This window comes from Pseudoduganella ginsengisoli (assembly GCF_009720865.1).
Lineage (GTDB): Bacteria > Pseudomonadota > Gammaproteobacteria > Burkholderiales > Burkholderiaceae_D > Rugamonas > Rugamonas ginsengisoli.
This window is the reverse complement of record NZ_WNLA01000021.1, coordinates 99,836-118,711: the sequence shown is the minus strand read 5'-3', so window position 1 is coordinate 118,711 and position 18,876 is coordinate 99,836. Positions and strand designations below refer to the sequence as shown.

The 18,876-nt window shown below is 64.1% G+C and carries 16 protein-coding genes; 10 read left to right on the top strand and 6 right to left on the bottom strand.

The annotated features are described in order from the left end of the window. Position 1 precedes the first annotated feature (1 nt). Positions 2 to 553 (top strand): gamma carbonic anhydrase family protein, encoded by a 552-nt coding sequence (locus tag GM668_RS24325; RefSeq protein ID WP_155441557.1) that lies wholly within the window; start codon positions 2 to 4, stop codon positions 551 to 553. Here the strand turns inward: GM668_RS24325 and GM668_RS24320 are convergent. Next, a complete protein-coding gene (locus GM668_RS24320) occupies positions 531 to 2,900 on the bottom strand; it encodes an ABC transporter permease (RefSeq protein WP_170305803.1) in 2,370 nt (789 codons plus the stop codon). The two genes, GM668_RS24325 and GM668_RS24320, sit on opposite strands and share 23 nt — an antisense overlap. Beyond that, positions 2,893 to 3,657 (bottom strand): ABC transporter ATP-binding protein, encoded by a 765-nt coding sequence (locus GM668_RS24315; RefSeq protein ID WP_170305802.1) that lies wholly within the window; start codon positions 3,655 to 3,657, stop codon positions 2,893 to 2,895. Before GM668_RS24315 ends, GM668_RS24320 begins: the two co-directional genes overlap by 8 nt. A gap of 139 nt (positions 3,658 to 3,796) precedes the next feature. Here GM668_RS24315 and GM668_RS24310 point away from each other — a divergent pair, with 139 nt between their 5' ends. Next, positions 3,797 to 4,840, top strand: a complete 1,044-nt coding sequence (locus GM668_RS24310) for a sensor histidine kinase (RefSeq protein ID WP_155441555.1) — start codon at positions 3,797 to 3,799, stop codon at positions 4,838 to 4,840. Beyond that, on the top strand, positions 4,830 to 5,582 hold the full coding sequence (locus GM668_RS24305) for a LytR/AlgR family response regulator transcription factor (RefSeq protein WP_155441554.1): 753 nt from the start codon (positions 4,830 to 4,832) through the stop codon (positions 5,580 to 5,582). Before GM668_RS24310 ends, GM668_RS24305 begins: the two co-directional genes overlap by 11 nt. On the opposite strand, the gene GM668_RS24300 is transcribed toward GM668_RS24305, so the two are convergent. Then, positions 5,579 to 6,472 (bottom strand): type 1 glutamine amidotransferase domain-containing protein, encoded by an 894-nt coding sequence (locus tag GM668_RS24300; protein ID WP_155441553.1) that lies wholly within the window; start codon positions 6,470 to 6,472, stop codon positions 5,579 to 5,581. The genes GM668_RS24305 and GM668_RS24300 overlap by 4 nt on opposite strands. Before the next feature lie 115 nt (positions 6,473 to 6,587). On the opposite strand from GM668_RS24300, the gene GM668_RS24295 reads away from it, so the two are divergent. Genes GM668_RS24295 through GM668_RS24285 form a run of 3 tightly spaced genes read left to right on the top strand, consistent with a single transcriptional unit; the run spans position 6,588 to position 8,894 of the window. Further along, the gene (locus GM668_RS24295; protein ID WP_155441552.1) at positions 6,588 to 7,628 is read left to right on the top strand and encodes an oxidoreductase; all 1,041 of its coding nucleotides are present in this window, start codon (positions 6,588 to 6,590) and stop codon (positions 7,626 to 7,628) included. Between the two features lie 10 nt (positions 7,629 to 7,638). Beyond that, a complete protein-coding gene (locus GM668_RS24290) occupies positions 7,639 to 8,118 on the top strand; it encodes a heme-degrading domain-containing protein (RefSeq protein WP_371868773.1) in 480 nt (159 codons plus the stop codon). Continuing rightward, positions 8,115 to 8,894 carry a DeoR/GlpR family DNA-binding transcription regulator gene (locus tag GM668_RS24285; protein WP_155441551.1) on the top strand — a complete coding sequence of 260 codons (780 nt, stop codon included), beginning with the start codon at positions 8,115 to 8,117 and terminating at the stop codon, positions 8,892 to 8,894. The genes GM668_RS24290 and GM668_RS24285 overlap by 4 nt, the downstream gene beginning before the upstream one ends. Here GM668_RS24285 and GM668_RS24280 read toward each other — a convergent pair. Beyond that, positions 8,891 to 9,937, bottom strand: a complete 1,047-nt coding sequence (locus GM668_RS24280; RefSeq protein WP_155441550.1) for an alpha/beta fold hydrolase — start codon at positions 9,935 to 9,937, stop codon at positions 8,891 to 8,893. The genes GM668_RS24285 and GM668_RS24280 overlap by 4 nt on opposite strands. 198 nt (positions 9,938 to 10,135) lie before the next feature. Here GM668_RS24280 and GM668_RS24275 point away from each other — a divergent pair, with 198 nt between their 5' ends. Continuing rightward, positions 10,136 to 11,317, top strand: coding sequence for an MFS transporter (locus GM668_RS24275; protein WP_155441549.1), 1,182 nt, complete (start codon positions 10,136 to 10,138; stop codon positions 11,315 to 11,317). Between the two features lie 60 nt (positions 11,318 to 11,377). Here the strand turns inward: GM668_RS24275 and GM668_RS24270 are convergent, their stop codons facing one another. Next, the gene (locus tag GM668_RS24270) at positions 11,378 to 12,307 is read right to left on the bottom strand and encodes a LysR family transcriptional regulator (protein WP_155441548.1); all 930 of its coding nucleotides are present in this window, start codon (positions 12,305 to 12,307) and stop codon (positions 11,378 to 11,380) included. Positions 12,308 to 12,610: 303 nt separating this feature from the next. On the opposite strand from GM668_RS24270, the gene GM668_RS24265 reads away from it, so the two are divergent. After that, complete coding sequence (locus GM668_RS24265) at positions 12,611 to 13,297, top strand: outer membrane protein (protein WP_155441547.1); 687 nt, start codon at positions 12,611 to 12,613, stop codon at positions 13,295 to 13,297. A 22-nt stretch (positions 13,298 to 13,319) separates the two neighbouring features. Here the strand turns inward: GM668_RS24265 and dsbD are convergent, their stop codons facing one another. Next, the gene (dsbD, locus tag GM668_RS24260; protein WP_155441546.1) at positions 13,320 to 15,089 is read right to left on the bottom strand and encodes a protein-disulfide reductase DsbD; all 1,770 of its coding nucleotides are present in this window, start codon (positions 15,087 to 15,089) and stop codon (positions 13,320 to 13,322) included. A 227-nt stretch (positions 15,090 to 15,316) separates the two neighbouring features. On the opposite strand from dsbD, the gene GM668_RS31330 reads away from it, so the two are divergent. Further along, entirely contained in the window at positions 15,317 to 16,063 is a 747-nt protein-coding gene (locus GM668_RS31330; protein ID WP_229499826.1) for a potassium channel family protein, read from the top strand. Between the two features lie 184 nt (positions 16,064 to 16,247). Next, the gene (locus GM668_RS24250) at positions 16,248 to 18,836 is read left to right on the top strand and encodes a bifunctional aconitate hydratase 2/2-methylisocitrate dehydratase (protein WP_155441545.1); all 2,589 of its coding nucleotides are present in this window, start codon (positions 16,248 to 16,250) and stop codon (positions 18,834 to 18,836) included. Positions 18,837 to 18,876 lie beyond the last annotated feature (40 nt).

The following is an 18,876-nucleotide window of genomic DNA, read 5'->3' as shown; positions in this document are numbered from 1 at the left end:
CATGCCGGTTACCCGCTACCTCGATACCTTCCCGCACATCGGCGGCAACGTTTATCTGCATGATTCGGCCCAGGTGATCGGCGACGTGCGCATCGGCGACGATTCGTCCGTGTGGTGCAACGCCGTATTGCGCGGCGACGTCAACCACATTGTCATCGGCAACTGCACGAACATCCAGGACTTGACGATGGGGCACGTGTCGCACAAGACGGAAAAGAAGCCGCAAGGTTCTCCGCTCGTCATTGGCGATTACGTGACCATCGGCCACTCGGTGATCTTGCATGGCTGCCAGATCGGCAACGACTGCCTGATCGGCATGGGCACCATCGTCATGGATGACGTGGTGATTCCCGACCGTGTGATGATCGGCGCGGGCAGCCTGGTTTCACCGGGCAAGCAGCTGGAGAGCGGCTACCTGTACATGGGACGGCCGGCTGAAAAAATCCGGCCGTTGACGGAGGCGGAGCTGGCCTATTTGCGCTACTCCGCCGAGCACTACGTACGGGTGAAAAACAACTACTTAAAGTCCGTCACTCATACTGCAGCGCCCTGACCACGGGCATCCGCATCGCTTGCCGTGCCGGCCACGCGCAAGCGCACAGCGATACGATGCCCACCACGGCCAGCCACTGCAGGGCGCTGCCCGGTTCCGGTGTCAGCGACGTGGGTACCGTGAACATCACGCGGCTGAAGGCTTCGCCCAGCACCACGCTGACAGGCACGGACAGCGGCAGCGACAGCAGCCATCCCAGCAGCGCCATCACCATGCCTTCCAGCTGCACCATGCCCAGCACCGTGCGTCCGCTGGCGCCAATGGCGCGCAGCACGCCGATTTCACGCTGGCGCTCCAGCACTGCCACGCTCATGGTCGAGGCCAGCCCCATGCCGCCCACGACAATCATCACCCAGCCCATCATGCCAAGGAAACTCACCACCATCTGCAAATGGTCTTCGATGCCCTGGCGCGCATCGCTCAGCAGCTTGGCGCTGCGGATGACCAAGCCTTGCTGTTCCAGCGCGCCGCGCAGGCTGTCCAGCAATGCTTTCTGGCCGCCGGCGCTGTGGTCTTTGGCCTGCACCATCAGCAACGTCGCCTCATCCTTGCCGCGCCACGCATTGAAGGCGGCTTGCGGCACGTACACGACGGATTCCGGGCCGCTGTCCACCATACCGACGATACGCAGCGGCAGCACCTTGCCGTCGATCGCCAGCGGCATGGTTTGCCCCACTTTCAATTCGGGGTTGTCCTTTAATACGCCGGTGCCGATGACGGCGCCTTCGGCATCGCTGTCCTGCAGCCAGTGGCCGCCGCGCATGTCGGGTACCAGCACCTGGCTGTGAACGGGAATGGCCAGCAAGTCAAACGCCTTGCCCACCGTGCCATCGCCCAGCGGCAGGGCTGCGCTGGCGCGGGTCCACGCTTCCGTCACTGCAATGCCTGGAACTTTGGCGCCGGCCGCTTCCAGCTCGCGGGCGGGCAGGGCCGAAGCGACGCGTACGGCAATGTCATAGCGCTGGCTGGCGAACAGCAAATCCACCGATTGCGCCACGGCGACACGCAAATTGCCCGCGCCAACCAGCACGGCCCCGGCCACGGCCAGCGACAGCAAGCTGATCCAGCAGCGTGCGCGCTGGCGGAACGCATTGTGCAGCGACAGCAATTGCGGGCGGGCCAGGCGCGCGCCTTGCAGCCAGCGGCGCGCACGGTTGCCGGCCGTGCTGGCGGGCAGGCCCACTTCGCGCAGCGTATCGGCCACCGGCAAGCGGCATGCTTTCACGACAGGCCAGGCGGCTGCCAGCACGGGCAGGCCAATGGCAACGGCGGCCTGCACCACGAACGTCCACGCGGGAATTGCATAATGGTCAACGGGGAAATTCAGCATCTCGCCTTGGAAGCTGCCATAGCTGCGCCCCAGCCACGCGGCCAGCGGCAGTGCGATGGCGGCGGCCAGCACGCCGAGGCCCGCTGCCAGCACGAGGATTTGCGTGGCCAGTTGACGCTCACCGGCGCCGATGGCTTTCATGATGCCCAGCTCGCGGCGCTGGCCGGCCAGCATGGCGGAAAACAGGTTGACGATCAGGCAGCCGCATACCAGCAGCGTCAGCACGCCGAACGCGCCCTGCACCAGGGTCAGCGATTCCATTTGCGCCGCGTGGATATGCACGCCCGGCGCCGGCACGTCGATGCGGCCCACTTGCCGTCCTTCCGCTTCGGCCAATGCCTTGATGCGCCACGCCAGCTGGCGCACGGCTTGCTGGCCAGGCTGCGCATCGGTGACTGTCAATTGCAATTCGTCGAAGGCGGGCGGTACGCCAAGCCGCGCCAGCGTCGGCAAACTCACGTAGCCGTATACCAGGTGGTCCATCCAGCCCGGCGCCACCGACACGTCGCGCACCAGTCCCGCTGCCTTCAGCGTGGCGGCCGGGCTGCCGGCAACTTCCAAGGTCACGTCCTTGCCGATGGTGGCGCCAGAATAGACCAGCGACGAGCGCTCGATCATGACTTCCCCGTCGGCCGGCGGCCATGCCCCCTCGACATCCTGCAAGCGGCCGATGTCCGGCCGGTGGACGTCATCGACCGCATACAGTACGGCAGTCTTGCGGTCGCCGCCATACAGCAGGGTGGCGACCGTGGTGCGCCGCGCACGCACGGCGGCGACGCCGGGCATGCGCCGCACGCGCTCGAGGAAAGCCGTATCCAGCGGCGTGATTTTCAATGTGGCGGCCACCGGATGGCTGGCCGCGTAGCTCGATTGCGTGGTGGTGCGCACCAGCGCCCATGCATCGAGGATGGCGCCGGCGCCGGTCAGGCCCAGCGCAACGGCCACCATGACCAGCAGCGTGCGGGCGCGGTGGCCCCACGCATCGCGTATCGTCTTGCGCCAGCGGGTATCAAACATGGCGCACCTCCGCGGCGCCGTCCAAGGCGCCAACCGCGTGGCCATCGACCAGCGTGACGGTGCGGTGTGCGCGCCGCAGCACGGCGGGATCGTGCGTCACCATGACCAGCGTCTGGCCATCGGCCACCAGTTCATCGAGCAAATCCAGCAGGGCGGACGCATTCTGGCTATCCAGGTTGCCGGTCGGTTCGTCCGCCAGCAGCAGGGCTGGGGCGTTGGCCAGCGCGCGCGCCACGGCAACGCGCTGCTGCTGGCCGCCGGACATGGCCGACGGCAGCTTGTCGGCCTGCTCCTGGATGCCCAGGCGCGCCAGCAGCGACAGCGCGCGGGCGCGCCGTTCGCGGGCCGGCCACTTGCCCGCCAGGTCCATCGGCAGCATGACGTTTTCCACTGCGCTCAACGCCGGCATCAGCTGGAAAAACTGGAACACGATGCCGACCGCCGTGCCGCGCCAGCGCGCCAGGTCGCGTTCCGGCAGCGCATGCACGGCCTGGCCATCGACCCAAACTTCGCCGGTGCTGGGCCGGTCCAGGCCACCCAGTAAATTCAACACGGTGGATTTGCCGCTGCCGGACTGGCCGGTGATCGCAACGAATTCACCCGGTTGTACTTGCAGCGAAAAGCCGGACAGCGCGTTGCAGATGGCGCCGTTGCCGGCGTAGGTTTTGCTGACGCCGTCCAGCCGGATCAGCGGCGACGGGGCAGCGTGGGCGGCGGGTTGGGCCGCGCGGAAGGGCTGTGCAGAAAGGTCATTCATAATTCCATCCTTCGGTGGTTGACGGTGCTGACAGCTTAAAGGCGCCACCCTGCGCCACGGTGACCGTTCACCCCCCTGTTTGGGCGATTCAGCGAATAACGGCCTTGGCGCGCCCGTGCGCGTGGTAATCTCAGGTCCCATGAAACTTCCAACTCCTTCCCGCAGCTGGTTTTTGCTGCAAGTGGCTGTCGGCTGGCTGCCGATGTGGGTCTTGTTCACGCTGATGATCATGAGCGTGCATGCGTTCCCCTTTGGCGCCAGCGCGTGGATGGGGTTGCGCATGATTGCCAGCGCCGCCGTGCTGGGCATCGGCGTACATGCGCTGACGCGCCGCTTTCCATGGCCGGCGCCATTCCGCTGGTGGTTTCCGGCGCTGCACATTGCCGCTGCACTCGTGTATGCGGCGCTGTGGGTGCTGTCCTATAGCCTCGTCGAAAGCGTGCTGCGCTGGCGTCTCGTGTACATGGACGGCCCAGGCATCGGGCGCTTCCTGCTGACGGGGATCTGGCTGTACCTGACGATCACCGCCGTGGCCTACGCGCAGCAGGCGGCGCAGCGCACGGCGCTGGCGCAAGCTGCCGCGGCGCGCGCGCAGCTGGCTGCATTGCAGGCGCAACTGCACCCGCATTTCCTGTTCAACGCATTGCACACTGTCGTGCAGCTGATCCCGTTTGACCCGGCCCGCGCGGCAACGGCGGCGGAACAGTTGGCGGCCTTGCTGCGCGCAGCACTGGATGAGCGGCGCGACCAGGTGACATTGGCAGAAGAGTGGCGATTCGTCCAGCGCTACCTGGCGATCGAACAGTTGCGCTTCGGCGAGCGGCTGCAAGTCGAAACCGCCTTGCCGGAACCGGTGCTGGGATTGCGCGTACCCGCGTTCGCGTTGCAGACCTTGGTGGAAAACGCCGTGCGCCACGGGGCCGCAATGAAAGTGGATGCGACCCGCCTTGCCATCAGCGCCACCACCGAGGGCAAGGACTTGCGCCTGATGGTCAGCGATGATGGCGTGGGCGCTGATCCACAGGCCATGCTGCACAGTAGCGGTACGGGGCTGCGCCGCCTGCGCGAACGCCTCGCTTGCCTGTATGGCAGCAGCGCCACGCTGGACATCGACGCGTCGCCGCTCGGGGTGACGGCAACGCTGGCGATTCCCGCCACTGCAGGAGACATGCATGACGACTGAGCAGGACTTCGTGAAAGTATTGATTGCCGATGATGAGCCGGTGGCCCGCGCCGGTTTGCGCCATTTGCTGCAAGACGTGCCGTGGCTGCAGTGTGTCGGCGAAGCGGCGGATGGTCCTGCGGTGATCGCCGCCGTGCAGCGCTTGCGGCCGGACGTGCTGCTGCTCGACATCCAGATGCCGGGCTGTTCCGGCATCGACGTGCTGCGCCAGTTGCCGCAGCCGGCGCCCCGCGTGGTGTTTACCACCGCGTATGCCGAACATGCGGTGACGGCCTTTGAACTGGGCGCGCTGGATTATTTGCTGAAACCCTTTGGCGCGGAACGCTTGAACGGCGCGCTGGCCCGGGTGCGGGCCGCGCTGGGCGAGCCATTGCCGCCGGCGCTGGACCGCTATGGCGAGATGCTGGCCAGCGGTCCGATGCAGCGCCTGTTCGTGCGCAGCGGGCGCATTATCCAGCCGGTTGCCGTGGCCGACGTGCTGTACTTCGATGCGGTGGGCGATTACGTCACGGCGTATACGGCCGGCGGCGAGCATTTGCTGCACCTGGCATTGAACCGGCTGGAAGCGCGCCTTGATTTGCAGCGCTTTGTCCGCATCCACCGCGCGCACATCGTCAACCTGGACCACGTGGCGCGCTTCCGCCGTGAACTCGATGGCAGGCTGACGGCAGTCATGCGCAATGGCGTGGAGCTGCCGGTCAGCAAAGCCAAGGCGCAGGTATTGCGCGAACTGGCGTGTTAATGGCCGTAATGCTCGTTCAGCATGGATGAAAATTGCCGTGCGAACGTGTGCACGTCGCCCGGCCACCGGGCCGACAGGTAATTCCCATCGCGCACCACCCATGCTGCGCGGTCGTCATCGATGCGGTCGCGCACGATGCCGCTGGTTTTCAGGAAGCGGTGCGGCGCATCGCGCGGCACGCCGATAAAGTCCGCATCGCGCGCCAATGCCCGCTTGATTTCCTGTTCCACGCCCCGGTATCCGGCCGGTTCGCCCGGCGACTCCCGGTACGTGCGGTAATAGTCCGGATCCCAGAAGCGGGCCAGGAATTTGCTGAGGTCCCACGCGCTTTTTTCCCGTTTCCACGTGAGGGCCGTTGTTTTGCGGCCATGCAGGACCGATTTGCCGGTGGCGCGGGAGATCGAGCGCGCGGCAAGGACCACGCCGTGGCAGACAGCGGCAACCGGCTTGTGGCGGCCTTGCGCATCCTTGCCGTCAAAGAAGGCGGCGACGAAATCCTGCAGTGTCTTATTTTCCAGGTAGACCTTCATGCCCTGCGCATGCCCGCCGGGCAGCAGCAGGGCGTCGTAGTCTTCCACCCGCAACGCGTCGTAGCGCTTCGGATGCAGGAAGTGCGCGTCCTGTTCCAGCGCCCGGTAGGCGGCGCGGCCATAGCGGTCGGCGCGCAGCATCAGGCCAATTACGCGCAATTTGTTCAAGCCGGGGATCCAGCCCCACGGGTCAAGGCCGTAGCCGCTAATCATCATGGGATCGGCATAAGCGCGCCGGCCGTCCGGCGTGGCGAAGTGGATCGTATGGCCGGCGTCGCGCAGGATTTTCCACGACAGGGCCGCTTCGGTCGGATCGAAATCCGTTGGGGGCAGGGGAATCAGGATGGTGAGCGTTCGCATGGTGCTGCAAGTATTCCAGACATTTCCGAATGGTTGTCGACTGAGTGCCGAGGAATCCTACTATTCTGCAAATGGCTTATAATGCATAAGCGATATGCATTATGAAAGGTGAAAAATGCAGCAATATGCAGTAGGTTTGATAGGTTATGGCACGGGCGGCGCGGTCTTCCATGCACCGATGATTGCCGCCGTCCCCGGTTTGAAACTGGCGCGGATTGCCAGCCGCAGCGCCAATCGCGACGAAGTGCGGCGCGTCTATCCTGGCGTTTCGCTGGACGACACGCCGCAAGCCATGCTGGACGATCCCGCCATTGCGCTGGTGGTCGTGTGCACGCCGAATGCCAGCCACTATGCGCTGGCCAAGGCGGCGCTACAGGCGGGCAAGCATGTGGTGGTCGACAAGCCTTTCGTGCTCACGTCAAGCGAAGGCGACGAACTGGTGGCGCTGGCCGCGCAGAAGGGTTTGCTGCTGAGCGTTTATCACAACCGCCGCTGGGATGGCGACTTCATGACCTTGCAGCGCGCGCTGGCGTCCGGCGAACTGGGACCGGTCCACACGTACCGCGCGCATTTCGACCGCTATTCGCCGCAAGTGAAAGTGCGCTGGAAAGAATCGGCGCAGCCGGGATCGGGCGTGCTGTGGGACCTGGGCTCGCACCTGATCGACCAGGCTTTGCATTTGTTTGGCTTGCCGCGGACCGTGACGGCGCAGGTAGCCACGCAGCGCGACGGCGCGCAGGTGGAAGATGCGTTTGAACTGGTGCTCGATTTTGGGCGGTGCAAGGCCATGCTGCATGCCAGCGCCCTGGTGCGCGCGCCGGGCCCGCGCTACCAGGTGCATGGCGCGCAGGGCAGCTTCATCAAATACGGCGTCGATACGCAAGAGGAAGCGCTGAAGCAGGGTGCACGCCCCGGTGGCGCGGGCTGGGGGCACGACATCCCCGCCAATTACGCCACCATCACCAGCGCGGATGGCGCGCAGCGCACGGTGGAAACCATCCCCGGCAGCTATGAAGCGTTTTATTACGGCATGTGGCGCGCCATGGCGGAAGGCGCCCCGGCGCCGGTGGCGGCCGAAGATGCGGTGTCCGTGGTGCGCGTGATTGAATGCGCGTACCGCAGCCACGGCGAACGCCGCACCGTCGATTTCGCTTAAGGAGGGCAGCGTGCAAGACGATTACAGCACGATGCTGGCGGCGCTGGCCCGCGAAGAGCAGGAATTGCAGTTCACGGCATTTTCCCATGGCGATGCGCTGGCGCTGGGATTGCTGCTGGTGGAGCGCGCCCGCGCAATGGGCAAAGCCGTCACGGTCGACATCACGCGCAATGGCCATCAACTGTTTCACCATGCGATGGCCGGCGCCACGCCGGACAATGCCAACTGGGTGCGGCGCAAGAATAACGTCGTGCAGCGGTATGGCCGCAGTTCATGGCACGTGGGTACGCAATACCGCAGCAAGGGCAAAACGTTTGAAGCCGACAGCGGCGCGGACCCGGCGGATTTTGCCGCGCATGGCGGCGCATTTCCCCTGTCGCTGCGCGGCACAGGCGTGGTTGGCACGGTGACGGTATCGGGGTTGCCGCAGGCGGAAGACCATGCGCTGGTCACATCGGTCTTGCGTGAATACCTGGCGGGGCAGCCATGAGCGGCGACGAAACACTGTCCCAGTCCGCGCGGCTGGACGCCATTTGCGCTTACCTTGGCCAGCATTACCGCATCGGCATTGAAGAGATTTGCACGCTGTTTGGCGTGACGCGCGATACAGCGCGGCGCGACGTGGTGCGCCTTGATGCGGATGGCCGCGTGCTGCGCGTGCGGGGCGGCGCGGTATTGCCGCCGCAGGGCAGGCAGATCGAACAGTATGCGGCGCGCACCGGCGCCTCCGCCGCCAAGCGCGCCATCGGCCAGGCTGCCGGGGCGCTGCTGCGCGGTGGCGACCGCGTGCTGTTCGATACGTCCACCACGGTGCTGGAGGCCGCCCGCGCGGCAACGGCGAAGCCATTGAACGTGGTGACCAATTCCATCGACGTGGCCGAAGCGCTGGGCCAGCGGGATGGCGTTGAACTGCACGTGCTGGGCGGGCGTTTCAATGCGTGGCAGCGCAGCCTGGAAGGGGCGCAGGCCCGCGCCGCCATCGCGCAATTCCAGTTCGACAAGCTGGTGCTGGGCGCATGCGCCATCGATCCGCTGGGATTGACGTGCCCGTCGGATGACGAGGCTGCGCTTAAGCAGGCAATGATGCGCCAGGCCAGCCAGGTGATTGTGGTGGCGGACGTGTCGAAGTTCAGCAAGGCTTTCCTGCACCGGTTGTGTACCTTTGACGCCATCGACGTGCTGGTGGCGGACCAGCCGCCGCCAGCCGCGATAGCCGCGGCGCTGGCGGAAGCCGGGGTACAGGTGATCGTCGCCAGCGGCGATTAACGCGCGGCTGGATGTTCGTGCCCCGCCGGACGGGCCGTCACGGGGCGCCAGCCGTCATGGCCGAGGCCCGCCAGCGCCTCGGCTTCGCTGGCCCGCAGCACGCGTTCCACGGCTTGCACCAGCACGTGCGGCGCCACGTGCTGCACCATGTGGCCCGTGCCTGGCAGCACGGTCAGCCCGCTGTGCGCAATGTCTTCATGCAAACGCTGCGCATTGTGTCCGGTGGCGCTAATCTTGTCGTCTTCACCCGCAATGATTTCCACCGGCATGCGCAGTTCCGGGTAATGTTTTTTCAGCATGGCCGCGGCGGGGATCATCAGCGCCGTCTCCGCTGCTTCGGCACGCAGCTGGCCAGGGCGTAAGCTCATCCATTTTGGGTAGCGGCGGAAGCTTGCCGGCACCGGGTTGGGTGAAAACGCGCGCTTGACCACCAGCGGCCACATGAGCCGCCCCACCAGCGGCGAAACCGTATAGCGCATCACGTCGCCCAGCACGGGCAGGGCGGGGGTACCGGTCAACACATCCAGCCGGACGCTCGGGTAGTAATAGCCCGCCGCCAGCACCAGGCCCGACACCAGCGCCGGCTGTTGCCGGGCCAGCGCCAGCGCCACCATGGCGCCCCACGAATGGGCCAGCACGACGGCGCGCTGTATGCCCAGCTGCGCCAGCGCGGCGGCCAGCAATTGCGCCTGCGCGTCCGGCGTCCACACGGTCGTGCGCGGCCGGTCGCTGTAGCCATAGCCAGGGCGGTTGAAGGCGATCACGTGGTGCTCTTGCGCCAGTTGGTCAAGCAAGCCCGCGTTGCGGAAATCCTCGGCCGGCGTGCCATTGCCGTGCAATAGCACCACGGTGGGGCCATGGCCCTTGCTCAGGTAGTGCAGGCGCACGCCGTCGATGATGACGAAGTTGCCGTCCGGCGGGTGCGCGCGCTCCACTTGCCGGGTTTTGCTGCGCACCATGGCATATGATGCTGCCAGCAGGGCCGTGGCGCCCAGCGTGTAAGCCAGTGTGCGTGAATTGCTGAGTTTGAAATTTGTCTTCATAGGCTGCCTCCTGCAAAAACGCCCATGATCCCGCATTGCGCCCGGCTGGTATGTAGGAATGCTGCGCTGCGTCAGGTAGGACTGCGGCACGCTGAGTTTTGCGCAGATCGCAAAGGATAATTGCAACTCGTGCAAATTATCAATTTAGTGCGCAAAGATTATGCTTGGCAGCACCACACATTCAAATGAGGCTGTCTTATGAGCAAATCCACTGCACTGCCCGCCGATATCCCGCGGGGTACGGTCCTGTTGCTGGCCGTCGCGTCCGGGCTGATTGTTGCCAACTTGTACTATGCACAAACCCTTGTCGGGCCGATCCGCGCTGCGACTGGCCTGTCGGCGCAGGCGGCCGGCCTGATTGTCACCTTGACGCAGATCGGCTATACGCTGGGCTTGCTGTTTGTCGTGCCGCTGGGCGACCGGCTGGAAAACCGCCGCCTGATCGTTGGCGCGCTGGCCTTTACGTCGGCCGCGCTGATGATGGCCGCGTTCGCAACGCACGCGTGGGTATTCCTGTCCGCCGCGCTGGCCATCGGCGTGGGGTCGGTAGCGGCGCAAATCCTCGTGCCGTTTGCGGCCCACCTGTCGCTGGAACACACGCGCGGGCAAACCGTGGGCAAGGTCATGAGCGGCTTATTCATGGGCATCATGCTGGCGCGCCCGGCCGCGTCGCTGGTGGCGGACCACAGCAGCTGGCACGCGGTGTTTGCCGGCGCCGCCATCGTCATCCTTGCGCTGGCAGTGCTGCTGCACCATAAGCTGCCCGTGCGCCGGCCCGCCACGCCGATACCGTATCGGCGCCTGATTGCGTCGCTGTGGGCGCTGTTTGTATCCACGCCGGTGGTGCGCCGGCGCGCGGCCTACCACGCCGGCTTGTTTGGCGCGTTCAGCCTGTTCTGGACTGTGACGCCGCTGATGCTGGAAAGTCCGCTGTTCCATTTGTCGCAGACCGGCATTGCCGTGTTTGCGCTGGTGGGCCTGGCGGGCGCCGTCGCGTCGCCCATTGCGGGCCGGCTGGCTGACCACGGCCATACGAAGGCGGCGACGGCGGGCGCGCTGGTGCTGGCCATGCTGGGGTTTGCGCTGCCGCTGCTGGCGCCGGAGTCGCGCAATGTGGCGCTGGCCTTGCTGGTGGCGGCGTCCATCGTGCTGGACATGAGCGTGGCCGGCAACCTGGTGCTGGGCCAGCGCGCCATCTTCGCGCTGGGGGCGGAAATGCGCAGCCGCCTGAACGGAATGTATTTTGCGCTGTTCTTTGCCGGCGGTGCGTTGGGATCGGCCAGCGGCGCGTGGATTTACGCGAGCTATGGCTGGCATGCGGCGCTGTGGGCGGGGATGGCGTTTCCTGCGGCGGCGCTGGCGTATTGGCTTGGGGAGTGACAGGGCGCCCGGCAGGCATCGTGATTACCCGGCGCCGCACGCAATGCACGGATAGCCGGACTACAGCGGCTGCCCGAGGACGTCATCCAGATGCGCAGCCAGCATGTCGACAAACGCTTTGACTTTCAACGATCCGCGCCGGTTGGCCTGGTAGACCGCGTGCACGGCAACGTCCGCGGTGATGTCCGCAGTGCCGGGGCTGGCCAGGTAATCGCTGAGCAGGCGTACCAGACGTCCGGAACGCAGGTCGCTGCCCACCAGCCAGTCCGCCAGCAGGGCAATGCCGGCGCCATCGGCGGCGGCCTGCCGGATCACTTCCCCATTATTCACCGACAGCGTGCCGCGCACGGCAATGTCCTGCACGTCATCGCCGCGCTGCAATCGCCAGCTGCGCCGTGGTCCGCCGAAAGCCAGTTGCAGGCAATTGTGCCGCAGCAGGGCGGTTGGCGTTGCGGGAGTGCCATGCGCGGCAAGGTAGGCCGGACTGGCGCATAAAATGCGCTGGTGGCCCGCAAGCCGCCGCGCGATCAGGCTCGGTTGCTGGTCGATGGCGCCGATCCGGATCGCCACGTCGATCGACTCGTCGACCATATTGGTGAACGCATCGCTCAACTGGACTTCCAGCTCCACTTTGGGATAGCGGCGGCCGAATTCGGCCAGCATTGGCGCGATATACAGCGTACAAAACGACACCGGGACCGTCACGCGCAGCACTCCCTGCGGTACGCTGCCGCGCGCCGACGCCGCATCATCGGCCGCTTCCAGCTGTTCCAGGATCAGTTGCGCCTTGCCGAAATAACTGTGGCCTGTATCGGTCAGCGTGACGCTGCGCGTGGAGCGGTTCAGCAGCGGGACGCCGATGCGTTCTTCCAGCGCATCGACCAGCCGCGTGACGGACGACGTGGCGACACCCAGTTGCCGCGCCGCCGTGGAAAAACCACCGGTGCTGCCTACCAGTACGAATGCTTTGAGTTCGGAAAAACGGTCCATGTGTGCTGTGCGGCCTGCGTAATGTTCAAAGCTGCGTTATCTCATCAATGTGTAAGCTGCGCAGTGGTCCTCATGGACAGATGCAAATCCCCGATTCCGAAAACATGAGTAGCGCCTTGAGCTGATACAGCATATGCAATTCCTGCCACAACGAAAGCCACGCAGCGGAATACAGTTTGACATTTAATTTGTGAAACAGCCAGCGGCGGCGGGGAGCGTGGATTCCATGATGCCAACAACGGATCAACCTATGTCCCCGGCTGCATGAAGGCTAAATAATGACACGATACACAGGGAAATATCATGAAGATGAAATGGTCAATGACGTTGATCGCGGGCCTGTCGCTTGCAGCACAGGCGCAGGACTCCATCGCGACTGCCCAGGGCAATTATGTGGCCCTGCGGGTGCAGAGTGCGCAACTGCGCATTGCCGATCAAAAACCCTATAGCCCGCGTGCGATCAGCATCATCAAGGGTCCGGATAGCAGCGACAAAACCAGCGGTTCGCTTGCCGTGGGCTGGTACCTGCCCAATGCCTGGCGTGTCGAAGCAGAGTACAGCGCGCAGACGAAATCCGAGTTCGACACATTGTGGCAATGGACTGGCGGTGAAAGCAGAAATGTCGTCCAGGCCAACTCTCAACGGCTCATGTTCAATGCCTACAAAGAGTTCCCTGTAGCCGAGGCACTGTCTTTGCACGCAGGCGCCGGCATCGGTATGTCCAAAATCCGCGCCGCTGGCTATCAAGGCACGACGCTTCGTACCTTTGAGCAGCACACGCAGGACAACTTTGCCTACGGCCTGGCAGTCGGCATGGGTTACCGCCTGAACAAAGTATTCACGCTAGGTTTGGGTTACCGTTACATTGGTCTGGGCGAGGCTCAAACCGGCATCAACAACTTTACCAACAGAAGCGGGACAAAAGACGAGCACCATGAAGGCAAGCTCAATGAACAGAATGCATACCTGGAACTGCGCGCCCGGTTCTAACATTCGTGATAGCCGGTGCGGGTCAGCCTGAGACGTGCCGCAGCTGGCTCAGGAATGCCGCGGCCGGCATGAACCCGATGACGCGGGCTTGCGGCACTTCCTTGCCTCCGGCATTGAACAGGATGATGCCGGGCGGGCCAAACAGCTGGAAACGCTTCATCAGTGCGCGGTCTTCGGGGTTGTTGGCGGTGACGTCGGCCTGCACCAGCTGCATGGCCTGCAGGGCGGCCTGGACGCGGGAATCGGTAAAGGTCATGCGTTCCATTTCCTTGCACGCGACACACCAGTCGGCGTAGAAGTCCAGCAGCACGGGTTTGTTTGCCGCCGCCAGCACCTGGTCAAGTTCCGCCACCGTATGGATGCGGGTGAAGCGAATGGCGTCAGCGGATGCGCCGGAATTCACCCCGCCACGCAGGTGCGCCAGCGGTTGCAGCACATCCTTGCCTGAACTGGCGGCGCCCACCAGTTCAAACACGCCGGCCAGCAGCATGACCACGCCCAGCGCCTTGGCCGCATACGCGCCGATGCCCGCGCCGGCCGGCAACGCTTCGCCGGTGCGCAGCAAGGCCGCGCACAGGATGGCCAGCACGCCCCACAGCGCCATGCTTGCAGACACCGGCAGCACCGGCATGATCATCCAGACCGCGACGGCAATCAGCAGCATGCCAAACACTTTTTTTACGTGGTTCATCCAGGCCCCGGCGCGCGGCAGCAAGCTGCCTGCCGACAATCCCGTCAGCAGCAGCGGCACGCTCATGCCGCACGCCATGGCAAACAGCGCCCAGCCGCCGGTGGCGGCGTTGCCGGTCTGGCTGATGTAGAGCAGGGCGCCGGCCAGCGGCCCCGCCACGCATGGCCCCACGATCAGGGCCGACAGCGCCCCCATGGCAAATACGCCGGCAAACTTGCCGCCGCTCATGCGGCCGCTGGATTCGGTCAGGCGGCTTTGCAGCGCACTGGGTAATTGCAGCTGGTAGACGTCGAACATCGACAGCGCCAGCGCAAACAGCAGCGCACCGAAGGCCAGCAATACCCAAGGCTTTTGCAGCGCGCCGGCCAAGCCTTCGCCCGCCAGCCCGGCCGCCACGCCCAGCGCCGTATAGACCAGCGCCATGCCGATGCTGTATGTGCCCGCCAGCAGCAGGCCGCGGCGGCGCGTCACATTACCCTCGCCGACGATGATGGACGACAGGATAGGCACCATCGGCAGTACGCACGGTGTGAAGGACAGCAGCAGGCCGAATACAAGGAAGGCCGCGCCAATGCGCCACAGGCTGCCGCTTTGCAGCGTGCGCTGGGCCAGCGAAGTGTCGTCGTCAGCCGCCGCCGCATTAGCGCCGGCGGCAGCGCTGGCGTCGCCATCGCCGCTGATTTCCGCGATCGTTCGCTTGACGGGATCAATGCGGAAGCTGCGTTCCATGGGCGGGTAGCACAGCCCGGCATCGGCGCAGCCCTGGTAGCCCACGGCCAGCGTGGTGGCAGCGCCGCCGCTGAGCGGCACGGCCAGGTCCAGCGACTGGTAATACGTTTCCATGTCCTTCCCAAAGTTTTCATCAAACTTGCGCGTCCCAGGCGGCAACTGCGGTTGCTGCACGCCGCCGCCCGTGAACGACAGGCGTTCGCGGTACAGGTGATAACCCTTGGGGATGCTCCAGTGCAGCGATACGGTACGTGCATCGCGCAGCTCCGCATGCAAGACAAAGGCTTGCTCCGGCGGAAGGAAGTCTTGCGCCAGGGCGGGCGCCACGAACTGTGCGAACAGCAGGGCGCACAGCCACATCAGTTGTTTCATGAGGTTCTCCGGATTGGCACAGGCGCGTCCCGCCTGTATTTAGTCCGTCAATACCGCTCCGGCGCCCAAGGGTTCAATCTCCCGCTACGGCAAACACGTATTGCCACTGGCTGCGATTTGATCTGGATCAATAAAATTATTATTGTTACTTGCTAAAGTGCGTGCTATTGACGCTGCGCCACACGTTTTGGCCCAGGATGTGACGGTGGTTTGAAAGGGATCAAGACATGTTTTTATCGGTTTTGCGCAAGGCGCGGCAATTGCTGCAGCCGCTGGCATTGTCGCTGACCATACCGGGCTTTTATTTAATGCTCGACGGCGCCACAGCCACGGAACGGCTGGCCGGGCAGGGGCTGTACGTGGCGGCCGCGCTGCTGTTCGCTGTGCACCTGTTCCACCCGGCGCTGCGCACGCACCAGGCCCATGCACATTCGTGGCGCCACGTGGACATCGTGTTACTGGCAGCAATCGTGGCCTGCATCTGGCCAACGATCCCGCCATGGACCAATGCGGAATGGATCATGCGCTTGCTGGTCTGCGCAGTGATTTCGCTGCGCATGGTGACGCTGGCGGTGGGCTACGTGGGGCCGCATTCGCTGGCGCCCATGTGCGGCGTGTCGCTGGCCATGCTGGTCATCGCGGGCGGCGGCTTTTATTGGCTGGAACCGCAAGTGCACAGCTTTGCCGATGGCTTGTGGCTGGCGTTCACCACGGGCGCCACGGTCGGCTTTGGCGATATCGTGCCGTCCACGCCGGCTTCCAAAGTGTTTGCCGTCTTTATCGTGCTGCTCGGCTATGCGCTGCTGTCGCTGGTCACGGCCAGCATTGCCGCGCTGTTTGTCGGCGAAGATGAAAAGCTGATCCGCCGTGAACTGCATGCCGACATGCGCTTGCTGCTGCGCGAAATCGGCTCGCTGCGCGCGGAAATTGCTGAATTGCGCCGCGCGCCGGCAGATCCGCCAGTAGAAAGCTGAGCGGGTGCTCCTCCCAGGTGAAGTTGCATTGCGGCAACGCAAAATGCGTGCTGAACAGCCCCATTCGCAACTAGTTTTCTTATCTTATGTCTTATAGAAGACTTGTTGATGTACAATACTCGCATACGCAGTTGGGTGAGTTATTACCTCAACAACTTTTTTGACATCACAGGGAGAGCTTCCAATGTTAGCCGCATACCGCGCCCACGTCGCAGAACGTGCAACCCTCGGCATTCCGCCACTGCCGCTGTCTGCAGCGCAGACCACGGACCTGGTCGAACTGCTGAAAAATCCGCCAGCCGGCGAAGAAGCCTTCCTGGTCGACCTGATCACCAACCGCGTTCCTGCCGGTGTGGACGATGCGGCCAAAGTCAAAGCTGCTTTCCTGACCGCCGTGGCCAAGGGATTGGCAACGTCGCCGCTGGTGTCGCGTGAACTGGCGACCCGCCTGCTGGGCACCATGCTGGGCGGCTTCAACATCAAGCCGATGATCGACCTGCTGGGCGACGACGCCGTGGGCGACGTGGCTGCCGAAGGTCTGAAGAAAACCCTGCTGATGTTCGACTACTTCCACGACGTCAAGGACCTGGCCGACAAGGGCAATGCCCGCGCCAAGGCCGTGCTGCAATCGTGGGCCGACGCGGAATGGTTCACGTCCCGTCCGGAAGTGCCGCAAAGCCTGACCTTGACCGTATTTAAAGTGTCCGGCGAAACCAACACCGACGACCTGTCGCCAGCCCCTGACGCGACCACCCGTCCGGACATCCCGCTGCACGCGCTGGCCATGCTGAAAAATCCGCGTCCAGGCATCAATCCGGAAGAACCAGGCAAGATCGGCCCGATCAAGCAAATCGAAGCGCTGAAAGCCAAGGGCAACCTGGTTGCTTACGTCGGCGACGTGGTCGGCACCGGTTCTTCGCGCAAATCCGCCACCAACTCGGTGCTGTGGTTCACGGGCGAAGACATTCCATTCATCCCGAACAAGCGTTTCGGCGGCGTTTGCCTGGGCAACAAGATTGCTCCGATCTTCTACAACACGATGGAAGACGCGGGCGCACTGCCTATCGAACTGGACGTGTCGCAAATGGAAATGGGCGACGTCATCGAGCTGCGCCCATTCGAAGGCAAAGCGCTGAAAAACGGCGCAGTCATCGCTGAATTCAAAGTCAAATCCGACGTGCTGTTCGACGAAGTGCGCGCCGGCGGCCGTATTCCACTGATCATCGGCCGTGGCTTGACCGCCAAGGCGCGCGAAGCGCTGGGCCTGGCCCCATCGACGCTGTTCCGCCTGCCGCAAAACCCGGTCGATACCGGCAAAGGCTTCTCGCTGGCGCAGAAGATGGTTGGCCGTGCATGCGGCCTGCCGGAAGGCCAGGGCATCCGTCCAGGCACGTACTGCGAGCCAAAGATGACCACCGTGGGTTCGCAAGACACCACCGGCCCGATGACCCGCGACGAGCTGAAAGACCTGGCTTGCCTGGGCTTCTCGGCCGACATGGTGATGCAATCGTTCTGCCACACCGCGGCGTATCCAAAAGTCGTGGACGTGAAAACCCACCGCGAACTGCCAACCTTCATTGAAAACCGTGGCGGCGTGGCGCTGCGTCCAGGCGACGGCGTGATCCACTCGTGGCTGAACCGCCTGCTGCTGCCGGACACTGTGGGCACCGGCGGCGACTCGCACACCCGTTTCCCGATCGGTATTTCGTTCCCAGCCGGTTCGGGCCTGGTGGCCTTCGCCGCCGCCACCGGCGTGATGCCGCTGGACATGCCGGAATCCGTGCTGGTGCGCTTCAAAGGCAAGATGCAGCCTGGCGTGACCCTGCGTGACCTGGTCAACGCGATTCCGCTGTACGCGATCCGCCAGGGTCTGCTGACCGTGGACAAGAAAGGCAAGAAGAACATCTTCTCCGGCCGCATCCTGGAAATCGAAGGCTTGCCAGACCTGAAAGTGGAACAGGCATTCGAACTGTCCGACGCATCGGCAGAGCGCTCCGCCGCAGGCTGCACCGTGCACCTGGATAAAGCGCCGATCATCGAGTACATGACGTCGAACATCACCTTGATGAAGTGGATGATCGCCAATAACTACCAGGACAAGCGCACCCTGGAACGCCGCATCAAGGCCATGGAAGCATGGCTGGCGAACCCGCAGCTGCTGGCGCCGGACGCGGACGCGGAATACGCCGCCGTCATTGAAATCGACCTGGCCGACATCCACGAGCCTATCGTGGCCTGCCCGAACGACCCGGACGACGTGAAAACCCTGGCCGACGTGGCTGGCGCGAAGATCGACGACGTGTTCGTTGGCTCCTGCATGACCAACATCGGCCACTTCCGTGCCGCCGCCAAGGTCCTGGAAGGCAAGTCCGACATTCCAGTGCGCCTGTGGGTTGCGCCGCCAACCAAGATGGATGCGCAAGTGCTGACGTCCGAAGGCCACTACGGCACGCTGGGCCGCACCGGCGCCCGCATGGAAATGCCGGGCTGCTCGCTGTGCATGGGTAACCAGGCGCAGATCCGCAAGGGCGCCACCGTGATGTCGACGTCCACCCGCAACTTCCCGAACCGTCTGGGCATCGATACCAACGTGTACCTGGGTTCGGCGGAACTGGCCGCCGTGTGCTCGGCGCTGGGCCGCATCCCGACCAAGGATGAATACATGTCGAACATCGGCGTGATCGACAAGAATTCGGCTGACATCTACCGCTACATGAACTTCGACCAGATCGACGAGTTCCGTACCGTGGCTGACGCCGTGCAAGTGCAATAAAAGTGCAATAAGCTGGTCTTAATCGCGTAAAAAGGGCTTC

Coding starts and splice junctions, on each gene's coding strand:
- GM668_RS24275 (WP_155441549.1), top strand. CDS start 10,136: ATGAGCAAATCCACTGCACTGCCCGCCGATATCCCGCGGGGTACGGTC.
- GM668_RS24280 (WP_155441550.1), bottom strand. CDS start 9,937: ATGAAGACAAATTTCAAACTCAGCAATTCACGCACACTGGCTTACACG.
- GM668_RS24250 (WP_155441545.1), top strand. CDS start 16,248: ATGTTAGCCGCATACCGCGCCCACGTCGCAGAACGTGCAACCCTCGGC.
- GM668_RS24315 (WP_170305802.1), bottom strand. CDS start 3,657: ATGAATGACCTTTCTGCACAGCCCTTCCGCGCGGCCCAACCCGCCGCC.
- GM668_RS24325 (WP_155441557.1), top strand. CDS start 2: ATGCCGGTTACCCGCTACCTCGATACCTTCCCGCACATCGGCGGCAAC.
- GM668_RS24270 (WP_155441548.1), bottom strand. CDS start 12,307: ATGGACCGTTTTTCCGAACTCAAAGCATTCGTACTGGTAGGCAGCACC.
- dsbD (WP_155441546.1), bottom strand. CDS start 15,089: ATGAAACAACTGATGTGGCTGTGCGCCCTGCTGTTCGCACAGTTCGTG.
- GM668_RS31330 (WP_229499826.1), top strand. CDS start 15,317: ATGTTTTTATCGGTTTTGCGCAAGGCGCGGCAATTGCTGCAGCCGCTG.
- GM668_RS24295 (WP_155441552.1), top strand. CDS start 6,588: ATGCAGCAATATGCAGTAGGTTTGATAGGTTATGGCACGGGCGGCGCG.
- GM668_RS24320 (WP_170305803.1), bottom strand. CDS start 2,900: ATGTTTGATACCCGCTGGCGCAAGACGATACGCGATGCGTGGGGCCAC.
- GM668_RS24305 (WP_155441554.1), top strand. CDS start 4,830: ATGACGACTGAGCAGGACTTCGTGAAAGTATTGATTGCCGATGATGAG.
- GM668_RS24265 (WP_155441547.1), top strand. CDS start 12,611: ATGAAGATGAAATGGTCAATGACGTTGATCGCGGGCCTGTCGCTTGCA.
- GM668_RS24300 (WP_155441553.1), bottom strand. CDS start 6,472: ATGCGAACGCTCACCATCCTGATTCCCCTGCCCCCAACGGATTTCGAT.
- GM668_RS24310 (WP_155441555.1), top strand. CDS start 3,797: ATGAAACTTCCAACTCCTTCCCGCAGCTGGTTTTTGCTGCAAGTGGCT.
- GM668_RS24285 (WP_155441551.1), top strand. CDS start 8,115: ATGAGCGGCGACGAAACACTGTCCCAGTCCGCGCGGCTGGACGCCATT.